Source organism: Kitasatospora sp. NPDC005748 (assembly GCF_040630735.1).
In the GTDB taxonomy this organism is placed as follows: Bacteria; Actinomycetota; Actinomycetes; order Streptomycetales; family Streptomycetaceae; genus Kitasatospora.
This window is the reverse complement of sequence record NZ_JBEXYD010000019.1, coordinates 99,616-118,274: the sequence shown is the minus strand read 5'-3', so window position 1 is coordinate 118,274 and position 18,659 is coordinate 99,616. Positions and strand designations below refer to the sequence as shown.

The following is an 18,659-nucleotide window of genomic DNA, read 5'->3' as shown; positions in this document are numbered from 1 at the left end:
GCCGGTGCGGCGCCGGGGCCCGACGCCGCACCGGCGGACCGGCCGGGTCTCCGACCAGGGCCGTCCTGGTCCGGTCGGATCCGCTCGGCGGGCGGATCGGGATGGGGCTCCGTAGGCTCGACGCATGTCTGATGCGTACGCGGTCCGGCGGGAGCGTCTGAGGGAGCACGGCAGTGCGGCCGGGGCCGATGCGGCGCTGATCACCCGGGCGGCGAACGTGCGGTACCTGACCGGTTGCCCGCCGTGCGGCGCGACGCTGCTGCTCACCCGGGAGCGGGCGCTGCTGGCGCTGCCGGACGACCTGCCGCCGGACGACACCGGTGAGCACCTGATCGTCGAGGACGTCACCCGGGTGCCGGTGGCGGCGGGCGCCGACACCGCGCTGGCGGCCGCCGCGGCCGCGGCCCGGCTGGGGGTGGCCGACCTGGCGGTGGAGGAGCACGACCTGACCGTCGCCCGGCACCGCGCCGTGGCGGGTCTGGCGGAGGGCGTCCGGCTGGCCGACCTCGGCCGGGCGGTCGAACGGCTGCGGGTGATCAAGGACGAGCACGAGATCGCGGACCTGCGGATCGCCGCAGAGATCGCCGACCAGGCGCTCGGCGAGCTGCTGGAGTCGATCCTGGTCGGCCGGACCGAGCGGCACCTGGCGATGGAGCTGGAACGCCGGATGATCGACCACGGTGCGGACCGGGCGGCCTTCCCGGTCTCGGTCGGCACCGGCAGCCACTCCGGCCAGCAGTCCCACCAGCCCACCGACCGGCGGGTGGAGGAGGGTGACTTCCTCACCGTCGTCCTGGGTGCCCAGTACCGCGGGTACGGCGTCTCGACCGCCCGGACCTTCGTGATCGGCGCCGCCCCCGCGCCCTGGCAGGTCGAACTGCACCGCCTGGTGTTCCGGGCCCAGCGGGCCGGGCGGGAGGCGCTCGGTCCGGGCGTCGAACAGTACGTGCCCGACCAGGCCGCCCGGGAGATCCTCCACGCGGCCGGGCACACCGAGAGCTCGCCGCACCCCGTCGGTCACGGCATCGGGCTGGAGATCCGGGAGGCCCCGCGCCTCGGGCCGTCGGACATGGGTAAACTGGACAGCCGCGTGCCGGTCACCGTCGGTCCAGGGGTTCACCTCCCGGGCCGGGGCGGTGTCCGGATCGAGGACACGCTCGTGGTGCGCCCCCTCGAAGAGGGCGGGCCCGAGCTGCTCACCATCACCACCAAGGAGCTCCTCGCCCTGTGACCCGCGACCGCCCGAGGCGGCCGGGGGCGGCAGGACGCACCCCTTGGTTCCTTGACAGCTATATCCAGGAGTAAGTGCGCCCGTGGCTTCCACGAACGATCTCAAGAACGGCATGGTTCTCAAGCTGGAGGGCGGCAAGCTCTGGTCCGTCGTCGAGTTCCAGCACGTCAAGCCCGGTAAGGGCCCGGCCTTCGTGCGCACCAAGCTCAAGGAGGTCCTGACGGGCAAGGTCGTCGACAAGACCTTCAACGCCGGCACCAAGGTCGAGACCGCCAACGTCGACAAGCGTGGCATGCAGTTCTCGTACAAGGACGGCGAGAACTTCGTGTTCATGGACACGGACACCTACGACCAGACCACGATCGAGCCCGCCGTCGTCGGCGACGCCGCGAAGTACCTGCTGGAGGGCTTCGAGGCCCTGGTCGCCATGTACGAGGGTGCTCCCCTGTACATCGAGCTCCCGGCCTCGGTCGAGCTGACCATCTCCCACACCGAGCCGGGCGTCCAGGGCGACCGCTCCACCGGTGGCTCCAAGCCGGCCACCCTGGAGACCGGCGCCGAGATCGCCGTGCCGCTGTTCATCGTCACCGGTGAGAAGATCAAGGTCGACACCCGCGACGGCAGCTACCTCGGCCGGGTGAAGTAAGTCCGTGTCGGCCGCACGCAGCAAGGCCCGTACGCGAGCCTTCCAGATCCTCTTCGAGGCCGACCACCGCGGGGTCGACCCGCAGCGGGTCCTCGCCGACTGGGTGGCCCGTGCCCGGGAGCCCAAGCCGGACGAGGGCACCCCGCAGGTCGGTGAGTACACCATGGAGCTGATCGAGGGGTACGTCCAGCACGCCCGCCGGATCGACGACCTCATCTCCGAGTACGCGGTGGGCTGGACGCTCGACCGGATGCCGATCGTGGACCGCAACGTCCTGCGGCTCGGTGCGTACGAGCTGATCTGGGAGGACGGCGTCCCGGACGCGGTCGTCCTGGACGAGGCCGTCGAGATCGCCAAGGAGTTCTCCACGGACGACTCCCCGGCCTTCGTCAACGGCCTGCTCGCCCGCTTCCTGGAGCTCAAGCCGAGCATCCGCCGGTAGGCGGCACTCCGACGCACGGCCGCCGGGCCCGACAGGGTCCGGCGGCCGTCGTGCGTTCGGGCCGGGTGGCGTATGTTGGGACCCTACTCGCCAGTAACCTGGTGCTCCGGTGACCCACGCGCACCGGTGACCCCGCAGCGAAGGGCAGGCCACCCCCATGACCACGGCGATCCGCAGCGAGTTCGACCAGGGCATCGCCCTCACCAGGCACCCGGCCGAGCCGGGCCGCTACGACGGCGAACTGGGCGCCGGCTGGCAGATCGGCGGCGGCGTCAACGGCGGGCTGCTGCTCGCGATGGCGGGCCACGCCCTCTCGCTGGAGCACGGCGACCACGCCGACCCGGTCTCGATCAGCGGTTACTACCTCTCCGCCTCCCACCCCGGCCCGGCCACCGTCCGTACCGAGGTGCTCCGCACCGGCCGCTCGCTCTCCACCGGCACCGCCTCGCTCAGCCAGGACGGCGTGGAGCGGCTGCGCGTGGTGGCCACCCACGGCGACCTCGCCGACGCCGGCGGCGACGTGCGGACCACCGCCCAGCCGCCGCAGCTGCCGCCGCCGGACCAGTGCGTCGGCGTGGAGCACGCCCCCAAGCAGCTGATCGAGCAGGCCGCCCTCCTGGAGCGGTTCGACCTGCGGCTCGACCCGGCGACCATCGGCTGGGCGCTCGGGCAGCCCTCCGGCAACGGCCGGATCCAGGGCTGGTTCCGGCTCGCCGACGGCCGGGAGCCCGACCCGCTGCTGCTCCTGCTGGTCGCCGACGCGCTGCCGCCGGTCACCTTCGACCTCGGGATGCCCGGCTGGGCCCCCACCATCGAGCTGACCGTCCACCTGCGGGCAAAGCCGGCGCCCGGCTGGCTGCGCGTCACCCACGCCACCCGCAACGTGGCCGGCGGCTACTTCGAGGAGGACGCCGAGGTCTGGGACGAGTCCGGCCGCCTGGTCGCCCAGTCGCGTCAGCTCGCCCGGGTGCCGCGGCAGGCCTGACCGCCGCCGTCCCGCGACCCGCCGCGCCCGGCCGCCCGCCGGGTGCGGCGCGGTCCGGCGGGTTGCGCCGACCGGGTGACGTGCCCCGCCTCACGGTCGGTTACATTCCTGTGACACGCCGTACGTGTGCGACACCCGGGGCTGGGGAGGACAACGGTCGGCGGCACCCCTACCGCCGCCGACCGCCACCGCCCCAGGAGCCTCCGATGAGCCGCAACGGCCGCGCCCGCCGCACCCCCGACTGCTCCGCCGCCGGCCCCCGCCCCCGCGCGCGGCTGCGGCACGAGCGGCGCCGGGCGGACGGCGCGGGGCAGGCCTTCGTCATCGGGGTGCTGACCAGCGCCGCCGACTTCGAGCGCGCCGCCGCCTGGCGCCTCTGCGACGCCCCGGACTACGAGACCTACCTGCGGGACACCGCCGACCTGCTCGCCGAGGCCCGGCGCGGCTTCGACACCGTCCGGGCCCGGATGTTCCACCCGCAGGACTTCGAGGAGTTCTGCCTCCTGCACGGCCTCGACCCGGCCGAGCCGGGCGCCCGCGACCGCTACCTGGTCAATCCGCCGCTGCAGACCCAGCTCCTCGCCTACCAGGGCGAGGACCTCGCCGGGGACTTCCTGCCCCGGCTGGTCCGGGCCCGCGAGAACGGGCTGACGCTGCGCCACGCGGACCTGCTGCTGGACGGCGGGCTCTACGAGGAGCACGGCCGGGCCGTCCGGGAGGCCTACCAGCGTGGCGCCGAGGTGTTCCGGCGGATGCTGGTCGGCGCGGGCAGCGGGGTCTACGAGCTGCGCCTCGCGGTGGACGCCCCCGGTGGCCGGCTGACGGCCGCGGCCCGGGTGCTCCAGTGGGAGGACGGCGTGGTGCGGATCAACGACGAGGACCTGGAGCTGGTCTGCGCGGTGCTCTGCGCGGGGCTGGCCCGGGAGCTGCCGGGGCTGGCGGTGCTGCACGGCACGCAGGGCTCGGCGGCGGCCTGCGGAGCCGGTGACGGAACCGCCGACCCCGCCGGCGACGGAACCGCCGACCGGGCCTTCCGCGGGGCGGCCTGGGCCTGGGCCAGCGCTGGGCAGGGCTGGGCGCCGACCGCGGCCTCGGTGCGGCTGGAGGGCGTGGCGGCCGAGCCCGGCTACAGCCTGGGCACGGTCCGCTGAGGCCGCCGGAGCGGCCCCGGGCCGGCTTCGGTCCGGGGCCGGACGCGCGACGGCGCGGCCCCCGTTCCGGGGCACCGCGCCGTGACGTTTCTGCTTGGCCCTGCCCGTTCCTGCTGGTGGGAGGCGGTGGGAGCCGGTGGGGGCGAGCCTCAGCTCGCCTCCTCCTCGCGCACCGCACGGCGCGCGTCGGGGTTCAGCACGCCCCAGGAGATCAGCTGCTCGGTCAGGATCGACGGCGACTGGTCGTAGATCACGGCCAGCGTGCGCAGGTCGTCCTGGCGGATCGAGAGCACCTTGCCGTTGTAGTCACCGCGCTGGCTCTGGATGGTCGCCGCGTAGCGCTGCAGCGGACCGGCCTTCTCGGACGGGACCTGGGTCAGTCTCTCCAGGTCCAGCACGAGGCGCGGCGGCGGCTCGGCCGCACCACCGGGCGTACCGCCGGGCAGCAGCTCCTGGACCGGAACGCCGTAGAACTCCGCCAGCTCGGCCAGCCGCTGCACGGTGACCGCACGGTCACCGCGCTCGTACGAGCCGACGACGACTGCCTTCCAGCGCCCCTGGGACTTCTCCTCGACACCGTGCAGGGAGAGCCCCTGCTGAGTGCGGATCGCTCGGAGTTTTCCTCCGAGTTGCTTCGCGTAGTCGCTGGACATTGGTCTCCCCGGACGAGATTGCTTCGCGTTCAGTGGTGGGTCACGGGCGATTGTCGACGTCGTTACCGGTGGGTTCGACGCCAGTCTCGTAACTCACTGTGAGGTTACGTAGAGTGAGGTAGCTGCGTCAAGCCGAATGGGGCAGTCGTGCGAATGGCCCGCGTCCGCGGTGCGTCGCGGACGTTAACCCGGTGAAGCGGAATGATGGACGCCGGTTTGCCGTCGGGCGCGCTGGTACGATGGCGGGAGCCCGCGCCGCGTCGGCGGGGGCGTTCCAGACATCCTTTAAGGCCCGTCCAGTGAGGCGGGGAAGGAGGTCCGCTTCGGCATGACCACACATCACGAACCGACGCCGCGCCCGCCGCACCAGGTGCTGGACGGCACGGACATCGCCCGGGTGATCACCCGGATAGCGCACGAGATCGTCGAGCGCGCCAAGGGCGCGGAGGACGTCGTGCTGCTCGGCATCCACACCAGGGGCGTGCACCTCGCCCGCCGGCTGCGCGACCGGCTGACCCAGATCACCGGCCGGGAGATCCCGTTCGGGACGCTGGACATCACCATGTACCGGGACGACCTGCGGCTGAAGCCCGCCCGGGCCCTGGAGCACACCGAGATCCCGGCCGGCGGCATCGACGGCAGGCTCGTCGTCCTGGTCGACGACGTGCTCTTCTCGGGCCGCACCATCCGCGCCGCGCTCGACGCGCTCAGCGACATCGGCCGCCCGCGCGCCGTCCAGCTCGCCGTCCTGGTCGACCGCGGCCACCGCGAGCTGCCGATCCGCGCCGACTACGTGGGCAAGAACCTCCCCACCTCGCTGCGCGAGGCCGTGCAGGTCCGCCTCGCGGACAGCGACGGCGTGGACGCCGTGCTGGTCGGCGACCGCGACCACGCGGACGCGTCGCGCCCCCCGCGCAGTGAGCGCAGCTCGCAGGCCCTGGCCGCCCGGCCGTCCGAACCGCACCTCCCGGAGTAACCCGCGTGAAGCGCCACCTCGTCTCCGCCGCCGACCTCACCCGCGACGACGCGCTGCTGATCCTGGACACCGCCGAGGAGCTGGCCCAGCTCTCCGGACGGGCCGTCAAGAAGCTGCCTACGCTCCGTGGTCGAACGGTCGTCAACCTCTTCTTCGAAGACTCCACCCGTACCAAGACCTCCTTCGAGGTCGCCGAGAAGCGGCTCTCCGCCGACGTCATCAACTTCTCCGCCAAGGGCTCCTCGGTCTCCAAGGGCGAGAGCCTCAAGGACACCGCGCTCACCCTCCAGGCGATGGGCGCCGACGCGGTCGTCATCCGGCACCACGCCTCCGGCGCGCCGGCCCGGCTGGCCCAGTCCGACTGGCTGCACGGCAGCGTCATCAACGCCGGCGACGGCACCCACGAGCACCCCACCCAGGCGCTGCTCGACGCCTTCACCATGCGCCGCCACCTCAACGCCGGCCTCGGCCGCGACCTCGCCGGCCGGCGGGTGACCATCGTCGGCGACATCCTGCACAGCCGGGTGGCCCGCTCCAACGTCCACCTGCTCACCACCCTCGGCGCCCAGGTCACCTTCGTGGCCCCGCCGACGCTGCTGCCGATCGGCATCGAGAACTGGCCCTGCGAGGTCAGCTACGACCTGGAGAGCGTGCTCCCCAAGACGGACGCGCTGATGATGCTGCGGGTGCAGCGCGAGCGGATGAACGCCGCCTTCTTCCCGACCGAGCGCGAGTACAGCCGCCGCTACGGCCTGGACGGCAGCCGGATGGCGCAGCTGCCCGAGCACGCCATCGTGATGCACCCCGGCCCGATGGTCCGCGGCATGGAGATCACCGCCGAGGTCGCCGACTCGCCGCGCTGCACCGTGGTCGAGCAGGTCGCCAACGGCGTCTCCGTCCGGATGGCCGTCCTGTACCTGCTGCTCGGCGGCGCCACGCTCGCCGACGCCGCCCCCCGCACCGACTCCGTGGAGACCGCTCAGTGACCACCTACCTGATCCGCAACGCCCAGATCCTCGGCGGCGCCCCGCAGGACCTCCACCTCGCCGACGGTGTGGTCAAGGAGATCGGCACCGGCCTGGCGGTCGAGGCTGACATCGAGATCGACGCCTCCGGCCTGATCGTCCTGCCGGGCCTGGTCGACCTGCACACCCACCTGCGCGAGCCCGGCCGCGAGGACGCCGAGACGGTGCTCACCGGCACCCGGGCCGCCGCGATGGGCGGCTTCACCGCCGTGCACGCGATGGCCAACACCTTCCCGGTGGCCGACACCGCCGGCGTGGTCGAGCAGGTCTGGCGGCTCGGCCAGGAGTCCGGCTTCTGCGACGTGCGCCCGGTCGGCGCCGTCACCGTCGGCCTGGAGGGCAAGAAGCTCGCCGAGCTGGGCGCGATGCACGACTCGGCCGCCGAGGTGCGGGTCTTCTCCGACGACGGCAAGTGCGTCGACGACGCGGTGATCATGCGCCGGGCGCTGGAGTACGTGAAGGCCTTCGACGGGGTCGTCGCCCAGCACGCCCAGGAGCCCCGGCTCACCGAGGGCGCCCAGATGAACGAGGGCCAGGTCTCCGGCGAGCTCGGGCTGGGCGGCTGGCCGGCCGTCGCCGAGGAGGCGATCATCGCCCGCGACGTGCTGCTCGCCGCGCACGTCGGCTCGCGCCTGCACGTCTGCCACGTCTCGACGGCCGGCTCGGTGGAGATCATCCGCTGGGCCAAGGCCAAGGGCTGGAACGTCACCGCCGAGGTCACCCCGCACCACCTGCTGCTCACCGACGAGCTGGTCCGCTCCTACGACCCGGTGTACAAGGTGAACCCGCCGCTGCGCACCGCGGCCGACGTCCAGGCGCTACGCAAGGCGCTCGCGGACGGCACCATCGACGCCGTCGCGACGGACCACGCGCCGCACCCGTCCGAGGACAAGGACTGCGAGTGGGCCGTGGCCGCGATGGGCATGGTCGGCCTGGAGACGGCGCTCTCGGTGGTGCAGCAGACCATGGTCGACACGGGCCTGCTGAACTGGGAGGGCGTCGCGGACCGGATGTCGCACCGACCGGCCCGGATCGGTCGCCTCACCGGCCACGGACGACCCGTCTCGGTCGGTGAGCCCGCCAACCTGGTGCTGTTCGATCCCGCGTACCGTGGTGCCGTGAACCCCGACAGCTTCGCCACCCGCAGTCGCAACACCCCCTACCGTGGCCTCGACCTGCCCGGCCGGGTGCACGCCACCTTCCTGCGCGGCACCGCCACGGTGCTCGCCGGCGAGCTGGTCGAGCAGGGCGGGCTCGCGTGAGCGCCTTCACCGGGCTCGCCCAGGAGCAGGCCAGGGTCACCGACTGGCCCGGGTACATCGGCTGGGCCATCGGCCTGCTGCTGGTGATCGGGCTGGTCTACTGGCTGATGCGCCAGGGCTGGAACTGGCGGCGCACCCTGCAGTCCGGCATCCCGCCGCTGCCCGCCGTGCCGGCCCGGGCCGGCCGGACCATCCTGGAGACCAGCGGCCGGTACCACGGCACCACCACCGCCGGGAACTGGCTGGACCGGGTCGTCGCGCACGGCCTGGGCACCCGCAGCCGGGCCGACCTGACCCTCGGCGCGGACGGCCTGCTGGTGCAGCGCCCCGGCGACGTCGACTTCTGGATCCCGGCCGAGCAGCTGACCGGGGCCCGGACGGACTCCGGGATCGCCGGCAAGGTCGTGCCGTCCGGACTGCTCGTCGTCACCTGGACGCACGAGGGCACCGCGCTGGACTCCGGGTTCCGGGCCGACCACCCCGGCGAGCACGCCGCCTGGGTCGAGGCGATCGCCCACCTCGCAACACGTACGCAGACGAAGACGGAAGAGGCCGCTCAATGACCGCACCTGCCCCCACCACGCAGCGCCAACGGCGGGACCGAGTCCCCGCCGTGCTCGTCCTGGAGGACGGCCGGATCTTCCGTGGCCAGGCCTACGGCGCGATCGGCGAGACCTTCGGCGAGGCCGTCTTCAACACCGGCATGTCCGGCTACCAGGAGACCCTGACCGACCCGTCGTACCACCGCCAGGTGGTCGCGATGACCGCCCCGCAGATCGGCAACACCGGCTGGAACGACGAGGACGACGAGTCCCGCCGGATCTGGGTCGCCGGCTACATCGTGCGCGACCCCGCCCGGGTGACGTCCAACTGGCGCTCGCGCCGCCCGCTCGACGAGGAGCTCGTCACCCAGGGCGTCGTCGGCATCAGCGGCATCGACACCCGCGCCCTCACCCGCCACCTGCGCGAGCGCGGCGCGATGCGCTGCGGCATCTTCTCCGGCCCGGCGCTGGCGGACGACGCCGCGCTGCTGGCCCGGGTGCAGCAGTCGCCCGAGATGAAGGGCGCCGACCTCTGCCCCGAGGTCGCCACCACCGAGCCGTACGTGGTGCCCGCCGTCGGCGAGAAGAAGTTCACCGTCGCGGCGCTGGACCTCGGCATCAAGGCGATGACCCCGCAGCGGATGGCCGAGCGCGGCATCGAGGTGCACGTGCTGCCGGCGAACTCCACGCTGGAGGACATCTACGCCGTCGACCCGGACGGCGTCTTCTTCTCCAACGGCCCGGGCGACCCGGCCACCGCCGACCACCAGGTCGCCGTGGCGCAGGGCGTGCTGGAGCGCCGGACCCCGTTCTTCGGGATCTGCTTCGGCAACCAGATCCTCGGCCGGGCGCTGGGCTTCGGCACCTACAAGCTCAAGTACGGCCACCGCGGCATCAACCAGCCGGTGCAGGACCGCACCACCGGCAAGGTCGAGGTGACCGCGCACAACCACGGCTTCGCCGTGAACGCGCCGCTGGACAAGGTGAGCGACACGCCGTTCGGCCGGGTCGAGGTCTCCCACGTCTGCCTCAACGACGATGTGGTCGAGGGCCTCCAGGCACTGGACGTGCCCGCCTTCAGCGTGCAGTACCACCCGGAAGCGGCGGCCGGCCCGCACGACGCGGCGTACCTCTTCGACCGGTTCGTCGAGCTCATGCGAGGCGACGACAACGACAGTGTTGAGCTCATGGAGGGCCAGCGTGCCTAAGCGCACCGACATCAAGTCCGTCCTGGTCATCGGCTCCGGCCCGATCGTCATCGGCCAGGCCGCGGAGTTCGACTACTCGGGCACGCAGGCCTGCCGGGTGCTCAAGGCCGAGGGCCTGCGGGTCGTCCTGGTCAACTCCAACCCGGCCACGATCATGACCGACCCGGAGATCGCCGACGCCACCTACGTCGAGCCGATCACCCCGGAGTTCGTCGAGAAGATCATCGCCAAGGAGCGCCCGGACGCCCTGCTGCCGACCCTGGGCGGGCAGACCGCGCTCAACACGGCGATCGCGCTGGACGCCAACGGCGTGCTGGCCAAGTACAACGTGGAGCTGATCGGCGCCAAGGTCGACTCGATCCACAAGGGCGAGGACCGCGAGCTCTTCAAGGGCGTCGTCGAGGCCGTCAACGCCAAGATCGGCCACGGCGAGTCCGCCCGCTCGGTGATCTGCCACACCATGGACGACGTGCTGGCCGGCGTCGACACGCTCGGCGGCTACCCGGTCGTGGTCCGCCCCTCCTTCACCATGGGCGGCGCCGGCTCGGGCTTCGCGCACAACGAGGAGGACCTGCGCCGCATCGCCGGCCAGGGCCTGACCCTCTCGCCGACCACCGAGGTGCTCCTGGAGGAGTCCATCCTCGGCTGGAAGGAGTACGAGCTGGAGCTGATGCGCGACAAGAACGACAACGTCGTGGTCGTCTGCTCGATCGAGAACTTCGACCCGATGGGCGTGCACACCGGTGACTCGATCACCGTCGCCCCGGCGATGACGCTGACCGACCGCGAGTACCAGATCCTGCGCGACATCGGCATCGCGGTCATCCGCGAGGTCGGCGTCGACACCGGCGGCTGCAACATCCAGTTCGCGGTCGACCCCGCGGACGGCCGGGTCATCGTCATCGAGATGAACCCGCGCGTCTCGCGCTCCTCGGCGCTGGCCTCGAAGGCGACCGGCTTCCCGATCGCCAAGATCGCGGCGAAGCTCGCCGTCGGCTACACCCTGGACGAGATCCCCAACGACATCACCGAGCAGACGCCGGCGTCGTTCGAGCCGACCCTCGACTACGTCGTGGTGAAGGTCCCGCGGTTCGCGTTCGAGAAGTTCCCGAGCGCCGACGCCACGCTGACCACCACCATGAAGTCGGTCGGCGAGGCCATGGCCATGGGCCGCAACTTCCCCGAGGCGCTCAACAAGGCGCTCCGCTCGCTGGAGAAGAAGGGCTCCCAGTTCACCTGGGCCGGCCCGGTCGGCGACAAGACCGCGCTGCTGGAGAAGGCCGTGGTCCCCACCGACGGCCGGATCAACACCGTCATGGAGGCCATCCGGGCCGGCGCCACCGCAGAGGAGGTGTTCGAGTACACCAAGATCGACCCGTGGTTCGTCGACCAGCTCTTCCTGCTGGACGAGATCGCCGACGAGCTGGCCGAGGCCGCCGAGCTCACCCCCGAGCTGCTGCGCCACGCCAAGCGGCACGGCTTCTCCGACCTGCAGATCGGTGAGATCCGCGGCCTGCGGACCGACGTGGTCCGCGAGGTCCGGCACGCGCTCGGCATCCGCCCGGTGTTCAAGACCGTCGACACCTGCGCCGCCGAGTTCGCCGCCAAGACCCCGTACTTCTACTCGTCCTACGACGAGGAGAACGAGGTCGCCCCGCGCACCAAGCCCGCGGTGATCATCCTCGGCTCGGGCCCGAACCGCATCGGCCAGGGCATCGAGTTCGACTACTCGTGCGTCCACGCCTCCTTCGCGCTGGCCGACGCCGGGTACGAGACCGTGATGGTCAACTGCAACCCGGAGACCGTCTCCACCGACTACGACACCTCCGACCGGCTCTACTTCGAGCCGCTCACCCTGGAGGACGTGCTGGAGATCGTCCACGCCGAGCAGCAGGCCGGACCGCTCGCGGGCGTGATCGTCCAGCTCGGCGGCCAGACCCCGCTCGGCCTGGCCCAGGCGCTCAAGGACAACGGCGTGCCGATCGTCGGCACCCAGCCCGAGGCGATCGACCTCGCCGAGGAGCGCGGCGCCTTCGGCCGCGTGCTGCGCGACGCCGGCCTGCCCGCCCCCAAGCACGGCACCGCCTTCTCCTTCGAGGAGGCCAAGGCGATCGCCGACGAGATCGGCTACCCCGTGCTGGCCCGCCCGTCCTACGTGCTCGGCGGCCGCGGCATGGAGATCGTCTACGACGAGGCCTCGCTCGCCTCCTACCTGGAGCGGCACGCCGGTCTGATCTCCGAGCACCCGGTGCTGATCGACCGCTTCCTCGACGACGCGGTGGAGATCGACGTCGACGCGCTCTACGACGGCACCGAGCTCTACCTCGGCGGCGTCATGGAGCACATCGAGGAGGCCGGCATCCACTCCGGCGACTCGGCCTGCGCGCTGCCCCCGATCACCCTCGGCGGCTACGACATCAAGCGGCTGCGCACCTCCACCGAGGCGATCGCCCGCGGCGTCGGCGTCCGCGGCCTGATCAACATCCAGTTCGCCCTCTCCGGCGACATCCTGTACGTGCTGGAGGCCAACCCCCGCGCCTCCCGCACCGTGCCGTTCACCTCCAAGGCCACGGCGGTGCCGCTGGCCAAGGCCGCCGCCCGGATCTCGCTCGGCGCCACCGTCGCCGAGCTGCGCGCCGAGGGCCTGCTCCCGGCTGAGGGCGACGGCGGCACCCTGCCCGCCGACTGCCCGATCTCCGTCAAGGAGGCCGTGATGCCGTGGAGCCGCTTCCGCGACATCTACGGCCGCGGCGTGGACACCGTGCTCGGCCCGGAGATGCGCTCCACCGGCGAGGTCATGGGCATCGACAAGGTCTTCGGCACGGCGTACGCCAAGTCGCAGGCCGGTGCCTACGGCGCGCTGCCGACCAAGGGCAAGGTCTTCGTCTCCGTCGCCAACCGGGACAAGCGCAACCTGGTCTTCCCGGCCCGCGCGCTGGTCGGCCTCGGGTTCGAGCTGCTCGCCACCGCCGGCACCGCCGAGGTGCTGCAGCGCGGCGGCATCCCCGCCACCGTGGTGCGCAAGCACAGCGAGGGCGAGGGCCCGAACGGCGAGCGGACCATCGTCCAGCTGATCCACGACGGTGAGGTCGACCTCATCATCAACACGCCGTACGGCACCGGCGGCCGTCTCGACGGCTACGAGATCCGCACCGCCGCCGTCGCCCGTTCGGTGCCCTGCCTGACCACCGTCCAGGCGATGGGCGCCGCCGTCCAGGGCATCGACGCGCTGCTGCGCGACGAGGTCGGGGTGATGTCGCTCCAGGAGCACGCCCAGCTGATCAACGCCGGTCGCGCGAAGTAGTACCACCGCAGTGGGGGGCACCGACCGCCGGGTGCCCCCCACTGCCATGCCCACCCGTCGCCCGCCGCCGCCCCTCGACCGACGGGCCGCGCCCGATCCTCTGTTGGGACCCGCCGTGTACAAGCTCCTGTTCGACCTCGTCTTCAAGAAGATGGACCCCGAGAAGGCCCACCACCTGGCGTTCTTCTGGGTCCGGCTGACCTCCTCGGTGCCCGGCCTGCGCACCCTCGTCCGGCTGGTGCTCGCCCCGCGCGACCGGGCGCTGCGCACCACCGCCCTCGGCCTCGACCTGCCCGGCCCGTTCGGCCTGGCGGCCGGCTTCGACAAGAACGGCGTCGGCATCGACGGCCTGTCGATGCTCGGCTTCGACTACGTCGAGATCGGCACCGTCACCGGTGAGCCGCAGCCGGGCAACCCGGCGCCGCGGCTGTTCCGCCTGGTCGAGGACCGCGCGCTGATCAACCGGATGGGCTTCAACAACCAGGGCTCGGCCCGGGTCGCCGCCCGGCTGGCCGCACGCCCGCACACCAGCTCCACACCGGTCGTCGGCGTCAACATCGGCAAGACCAAGGTGGTCGAGGAGGCCGACGCGATCGCCGACTACGTGAAGTCCACCGAGCGGCTCGCCCAGTACGCCGACTACCTGGTGGTCAACGTCAGCTCGCCGAACACCCCGGGCCTGCGCAACCTCCAGGCCGTCTCGCACCTCGGCCCGCTGCTGGCCGCCGTCCGCGAGGCCGCCGACCGCTCCACCGCGCACCATGTGCCGCTGCTGGTCAAGATCGCCCCCGACCTGGCCGACGAGGACGTCGACGCGGTCGCCGACCTCGCCCTGGAGCTGGGCCTGGACGGCATCATCGCCACCAACACCACGATCGGCCGCGAGGGCCTGCGCGCGAGCGCCGCCCGGATCGAGGAGATCGGCATGGGCGGCCTCTCCGGCGCCCCGCTCAAGGCCCGCGCGCTGGAGGTGCTGCAGCGCCTGCGCGCCCGGACCGAGGGCCGGCTGACCCTGGTCTCGGTCGGCGGCATCGAGACCGCCGAGGACGCCTGGCAGCGCATCGTGCACGGCGCCGACCTGGTCCAGGGCTACAGCGCCTTCATCTACCAGGGCCCGTTCTGGTGCCGGCGCATCCACAAGGGCCTCTCCGCCCGCGTCCGGGCCGGCGGCTTCCGCGACCTGGCGGCCGCCGTCGGCAGCGCCAAGGCCTCCTGACCCCCGCCGGACCCCCTCACCCCCGTGCTACGCCCTGGAAGGACGTCATGACCCTCGCCCCCTTCGGTGCCCGCCTGCGGCACGCCCTCGACACCCGCGGCCAGCTCTGCGTGGGCATCGACCCGCACGCCTCCCTGCTCGCCGCCTGGGGGCTGGAGGACTCCGTGGCGGGCCTGGAGACCTTCAGCCGCACCGTGGTCGAGGCCCTGGCCGACCGGGTGGCCGTGCTCAAGCCCCAGGCCGCCTTCTTCGAGCGGTTCGGCTCCCGGGGCGTCGCGGTGCTGGAGCGGTCCGTCCAGGAGGCCCGGGCGGCCGGCGCGCTCGTCCTGATGGACGCCAAGCGCGGCGACATCGGCTCCACCATGGCCGCGTACGCGGAGGCCTTCCTGGCGCCCGGCAGCCCGCTCTTCTCGGACGCCGTCACCGTCAGCCCGTACCTGGGCTTCGGCTCGCTGCGGCCGGCGCTCGACCTGGCGGCGGCAGGCGGCACCGGGGTGTTCGCGCTGGCCCTCACCTCCAACCCGGAGGGCGCCGAGGTGCAGCGCGCGACCGGCGCGGACGGCGAGCCGGTGGCGGCCGCGGTGCTGCGGCAGCTGGCCGCCGAGAACGCCGGCGCGGAGCCGCTCGGCTCGTTCGGCGCGGTGGTCGGTGCGACGCTGGCCGACGCGGGCGTCGACCTGGCGATCAACGGCCCGCTGCTGGCTCCGGGGATCGGCGCCCAGGGCGCCACGATGGCGGACCTGCCGCGGGTGTTCGGCGCCTCGGTGCGCAACGTGGTGCCGAGCGTCAGCCGCGACGTCCTGCGGCGCGGCCCGTCGCCGGCGGCCCTGCGGGAGGCGGCGGACCGCTTCGTCCAGGAGTACGCGGACGCGGTGAAGTAGCGGGCGCCGCAGCGCTTTCGGTGGCACCCGAAGCGTCGCCGCGGAGGTGGCGTGATGTGCCGCGATGGCGTGACGGGGTGGCGCGGGGTCTCACGACGTGACGTGAGCGCCGTCACATCGGTGGTGCCAAAGGTCCGCAATCGCGGTCATTTTGCCCGGGAAAGTCCTGGTCGGCCTTGGCTGACCAGGACTTTTCGTGTTCTTTTCCTGACGTGGCGCCGCAATCCGGGTAGTGTCCGGCGATAGGTCATCGAAGAGCGGCGATTCCCGTTGCTCTCGCAGGTCAGAGCCGTGAGGTTCCCCTGCGGCCGGTGTCCTGGGAACCAAACCAGTCATAGCTCAATCCCTTCCTTCCACACCCTGAGGTGAACGGCGTGGCTCTTCCGCCCCTTACCCCTGAACAGCGCACCGCCGCGCTCGCCAAGGCAGCCGAGGCTCGCCGGGAGCGCGCCGAGGTCAAGAATCGGCTCAAGCACTCCGGCGCCTCCCTGCACGAGGTGATCAAGGCCGGCAAGGCCGACAACGACGTGATCGGCAAGATGAAGGTCTCCGCGCTCCTGGAGTCCCTCCCCGGCGTGGGCAAGGTCCGCGCCAAGCAGATCATGGAGCGCCTCGGCATCAGCGAGAGCCGTCGTGTCCGTGGCCTCGGCACGAACCAGATCGCCTCCCTGGAGCGGGAGTTCGGCGGCGGTGCCGCCTGACCGTGCCCCCGTGGTCCCGGGAGCGTCCGCGATCCGGGATAATCGGTGCATGAGTGAGCGTCCGCGGCTGACCGTGCTCTCCGGCCCCTCGGGGGTCGGCAAGAGCACGGTCGTCGCTCATATGAGGAAGCAGCACCCCGAAGTCTGGCTCTCGGTGTCGGCGACGACCCGCCACCCGAGGCCCGGCGAGCAGCACGGGGTCCAGTACCACTTCGTCGACAACGACGAGTTCGACAAGCTGATCGCCAACGGTGAGCTGCTGGAGTGGGCCGTGTTCGCGGGCAACCGCTACGGCACCCCGCGCCAGGCCGTACTGGAGAAGCTGGAAGCCGGCGTGCCGGTCCTGCTGGAGATCGACCTGCAGGGCGCCCGCCAGGTGCGCGAGTCGATGCCCGAGGCGCAGCTGGTCTTCCTGGCTCCGCCGAGCTGGGAGGAGCTGGTCCGCCGGCTCACCGGCCGGGGCACCGAGCCGCAGGACGTCATCGAGAAGCGGCTGGAGGCGGCGAAGGTCGAGCTGGCCGCCGAGACGGAGTTCGACACGAGCCTTGTCAACACCTCGGTCGAGCAGGTAGCGGCCGAACTGCTAGCCTTGCTCGGTGTAGTCTGACCTGTCTGTCTTTTCCACCTTTCGGAAGGTTTTCGCGTGTCCTCTTCCATGACCGCGCCCGAGGGCATCATCAACCCGCCGATCGACGAGCTGCTTGAGGCCACCGACTCCAAGTACAGCCTCGTGATCTACGCCGCCAAGCGCGCGCGTCAGATCAACGCGTACTACTCGCAGCTCGGTGAGGGCCTGCTGGAGTACGTCGGCCCGCTGGTGGACACCCACGTGCACGAGAAGCCGCTGTCGATCGCGCTGCGCGAGATCAACGCCGGCATGCTCACCGCCGAGGCGGTCGAGGCGGCCTGAGCCGGTCTCCCTGTCTGTTCTGTCGAAGGGCCCGTCGGATCCGTTCCGGCGGGCCCTTCGACGTGCCCGGGGGCGGTGCGGGGTGCACCGTGCCGCCGGCCGGCGGGGGGTCGTAGGGTGAGCACGTCCCGAGCGAGGAGAGAGTGGGAAGCATGAGCGCGAGCACGGACCGGTCGGACGCACCGCGCGTCGTCCTCGGCGTCAGCGGCGGCATCGCCGCCTACAAGGCGTGCGAGGTGCTGCGGCGGTTCACCGAATCCGGCCACCAGGTGACCGTGGTGCCCACCGAGGCCGCGCTGCACTTCGTCGGCGAGGCCACCTGGGCCGCGCTCTCCGGCCGTCCCGCCGCCACCGAGACCTGGGAGCGGGTCCACGAGGTGCCGCACGTGCGGATCGGGCAGAGCGCCGACCTCGTCGTGGTCGCCCCCGCGACCGCCGACCTGATGGCCAAGGCGGCCCACGGGCTCGCCGACGACCTGCTCACCAACACCCTGCTGACCGCGCGCTGCCCGGTCGTCCTGGCGCCGGCGATGCACACCGAGATGTGGGAGCACCCGGCGACCCGGGAGAACGTGGCCACGCTGCGCCGCCGGGGCGTCGTGGTGCTGGAGCCCGCCGTCGGGCGGCTGACCGGCAAGGACACCGGCAAGGGGCGGCTGCCCGAGCCGTCCGCGATCTTCGACGCCTGCCGGGCGCTGCTGCGCCGGGGCGCGACCGCGGCCGACCTGGCCGGCCGGCACGTGGTGGTCTCGGCCGGCGGTACCCGCGAGCCGCTGGACCCGGTGCGCTACCTCGGCAACCGGTCCTCCGGCAAGCAGGGCTACGCGCTGGCCGCGACCGCCGCGGCGCGGGGCGCCCGGGTGACGTTGCTCTCGGCCAACGCGGAGCTGCCCGACCCGGCCGGGGTCGACGTGGTGCACGTCTCGACCGCGCTGGAGCTGCGGGAGGCCGCGACGAAGGCGGCGGCGGACGCCGACGTGGTGGTGATGGCCGCCGCGGTGGCCGACTTCCGCCCGGCCGAGTACGCCAGCGGCAAGATCAAGAAGGTCGAGGGGGTCGAGCCGGCCCCGGTCGCGCTGGTCCGCAACCCGGACATCCTGGCCGAGCTCTCCGCCCACCGGCCCCGTTCGGGTCAACTGGTGGTGGGTTTCGCGGCGGAGACCGACGACGTGCTGGCGAACGGTCGCGCGAAGCTCGCCCGCAAGGGCTGCGACCTGCTGGTGGTGAACGAGGTCGGCAACGGCAAGGCCTTCGGCACGGACGTCAACGAGGCCGTGATTCTGGGCTCGGACGGCACTGAGACGGGGGTGCCGGTGGGGCCGAAGGAGGCGCTCGCCGACGTGGTCTGGGACCTGGTCGCGAAGCGGTGGCAACCGGTCGCCGAGTGATCTCAAGAGGTGAGCAACCGGTCTCCTTTTCCGGAATCGAGTCCCGATAGCCGGTAGCTGACCGTTACACTCCAGGAATCAAGTCTTTCCGGATGTCCCCGGTCCGCCGGGGGCCTTCAGTCAGCAGCCGCTGCAACC

At 72.3% G+C, this 18,659-nt stretch carries 18 protein-coding genes; 17 read left to right on the top strand and 1 reads right to left on the bottom strand.

Annotation, left to right across the window (positions count from 1 at the left end):
• The first annotated feature begins 124 nt into the window (after positions 1 to 124).
• The 5 genes from ABZ495_RS17170 (at position 125) to ABZ495_RS17150 (ending at position 4,455) form a co-directional block, all read left to right on the top strand.
• Positions 125 to 1,231 carry an aminopeptidase P family protein gene (locus ABZ495_RS17170; RefSeq protein WP_359836611.1) on the top strand — a complete coding sequence of 369 codons (1,107 nt, stop codon included), beginning with the start codon at positions 125 to 127 and terminating at the stop codon, positions 1,229 to 1,231.
• An 82-nt stretch (positions 1,232 to 1,313) separates the two neighbouring features.
• Positions 1,314 to 1,877, top strand: a complete 564-nt coding sequence (gene efp / locus ABZ495_RS17165) for an elongation factor P (RefSeq protein ID WP_329486783.1) — start codon at positions 1,314 to 1,316, stop codon at positions 1,875 to 1,877.
• Between the two features lie 4 nt (positions 1,878 to 1,881).
• On the top strand, positions 1,882 to 2,319 hold the full coding sequence (nusB, locus tag ABZ495_RS17160; RefSeq protein WP_329486782.1) for a transcription antitermination factor NusB: 438 nt from the start codon (positions 1,882 to 1,884) through the stop codon (positions 2,317 to 2,319).
• Positions 2,320 to 2,476: 157 nt separating this feature from the next.
• Complete coding sequence (locus tag ABZ495_RS17155) at positions 2,477 to 3,304, top strand: thioesterase family protein (RefSeq protein WP_359809655.1); 828 nt, start codon at positions 2,477 to 2,479, stop codon at positions 3,302 to 3,304.
• A gap of 206 nt (positions 3,305 to 3,510) precedes the next feature.
• A complete protein-coding gene (locus ABZ495_RS17150) occupies positions 3,511 to 4,455 on the top strand; it encodes a hypothetical protein (RefSeq protein ID WP_359809654.1) in 945 nt (314 codons plus the stop codon).
• A 149-nt stretch (positions 4,456 to 4,604) separates the two neighbouring features.
• Here ABZ495_RS17150 and ABZ495_RS17145 read toward each other — a convergent pair whose 3' ends face one another.
• Positions 4,605 to 5,108, bottom strand: coding sequence for a transcriptional regulator (locus ABZ495_RS17145; RefSeq protein ID WP_031072501.1), 504 nt, complete (start codon positions 5,106 to 5,108; stop codon positions 4,605 to 4,607).
• Between the two features lie 328 nt (positions 5,109 to 5,436).
• On the opposite strand from ABZ495_RS17145, the gene pyrR reads away from it, so the two are divergent.
• The 12 genes from pyrR (at position 5,437) to coaBC (ending at position 18,521) form a co-directional block, all read left to right on the top strand.
• A complete protein-coding gene (pyrR, locus tag ABZ495_RS17140; RefSeq protein ID WP_329486779.1) occupies positions 5,437 to 6,084 on the top strand; it encodes a bifunctional pyr operon transcriptional regulator/uracil phosphoribosyltransferase PyrR in 648 nt (215 codons plus the stop codon).
• Between the two features lie 5 nt (positions 6,085 to 6,089).
• Positions 6,090 to 7,070, top strand: coding sequence for an aspartate carbamoyltransferase catalytic subunit (locus tag ABZ495_RS17135; RefSeq protein WP_329486778.1), 981 nt, complete (start codon positions 6,090 to 6,092; stop codon positions 7,068 to 7,070).
• Positions 7,067 to 8,371, top strand: coding sequence for a dihydroorotase (locus ABZ495_RS17130; RefSeq protein WP_329486777.1), 1,305 nt, complete (start codon positions 7,067 to 7,069; stop codon positions 8,369 to 8,371). The genes ABZ495_RS17135 and ABZ495_RS17130 overlap by 4 nt, the downstream gene beginning before the upstream one ends.
• Positions 8,368 to 8,934 (top strand): hypothetical protein, encoded by a 567-nt coding sequence (locus tag ABZ495_RS17125; protein WP_329486776.1) that lies wholly within the window; start codon positions 8,368 to 8,370, stop codon positions 8,932 to 8,934. Before ABZ495_RS17130 ends, ABZ495_RS17125 begins: the two co-directional genes overlap by 4 nt.
• The gene (gene carA / locus ABZ495_RS17120; RefSeq protein WP_359836609.1) at positions 8,931 to 10,121 is read left to right on the top strand and encodes a glutamine-hydrolyzing carbamoyl-phosphate synthase small subunit; all 1,191 of its coding nucleotides are present in this window, start codon (positions 8,931 to 8,933) and stop codon (positions 10,119 to 10,121) included. Before ABZ495_RS17125 ends, carA begins: the two co-directional genes overlap by 4 nt.
• Complete coding sequence (gene carB / locus ABZ495_RS17115) at positions 10,114 to 13,425, top strand: carbamoyl-phosphate synthase large subunit (protein ID WP_359836607.1); 3,312 nt, start codon at positions 10,114 to 10,116, stop codon at positions 13,423 to 13,425. The genes carA and carB overlap by 8 nt, the downstream gene beginning before the upstream one ends.
• A gap of 115 nt (positions 13,426 to 13,540) precedes the next feature.
• Positions 13,541 to 14,641: a quinone-dependent dihydroorotate dehydrogenase gene (locus tag ABZ495_RS17110; protein WP_359836605.1), complete on the top strand. Its 1,101-nt coding sequence runs from the start codon at positions 13,541 to 13,543 to the stop codon at positions 14,639 to 14,641.
• 47 nt (positions 14,642 to 14,688) lie between these two features.
• A complete protein-coding gene (gene pyrF, locus ABZ495_RS17105) occupies positions 14,689 to 15,522 on the top strand; it encodes an orotidine-5'-phosphate decarboxylase (RefSeq protein WP_359836602.1) in 834 nt (277 codons plus the stop codon).
• Between the two features lie 374 nt (positions 15,523 to 15,896).
• Complete coding sequence (gene mihF, locus ABZ495_RS17100; protein WP_030056187.1) at positions 15,897 to 16,223, top strand: integration host factor, actinobacterial type; 327 nt, start codon at positions 15,897 to 15,899, stop codon at positions 16,221 to 16,223.
• 49 nt (positions 16,224 to 16,272) lie between these two features.
• Positions 16,273 to 16,830: a guanylate kinase gene (gene gmk, locus ABZ495_RS17095; RefSeq protein ID WP_352290776.1), complete on the top strand. Its 558-nt coding sequence runs from the start codon at positions 16,273 to 16,275 to the stop codon at positions 16,828 to 16,830.
• Positions 16,831 to 16,866: 36 nt separating this feature from the next.
• Positions 16,867 to 17,133: a DNA-directed RNA polymerase subunit omega gene (gene rpoZ / locus ABZ495_RS17090; RefSeq protein WP_030056185.1), complete on the top strand. Its 267-nt coding sequence runs from the start codon at positions 16,867 to 16,869 to the stop codon at positions 17,131 to 17,133.
• Positions 17,134 to 17,285: 152 nt separating this feature from the next.
• On the top strand, positions 17,286 to 18,521 hold the full coding sequence (coaBC, locus tag ABZ495_RS17085; RefSeq protein ID WP_359836600.1) for a bifunctional phosphopantothenoylcysteine decarboxylase/phosphopantothenate--cysteine ligase CoaBC: 1,236 nt from the start codon (positions 17,286 to 17,288) through the stop codon (positions 18,519 to 18,521).
• Positions 18,522 to 18,659 lie beyond the last annotated feature (138 nt).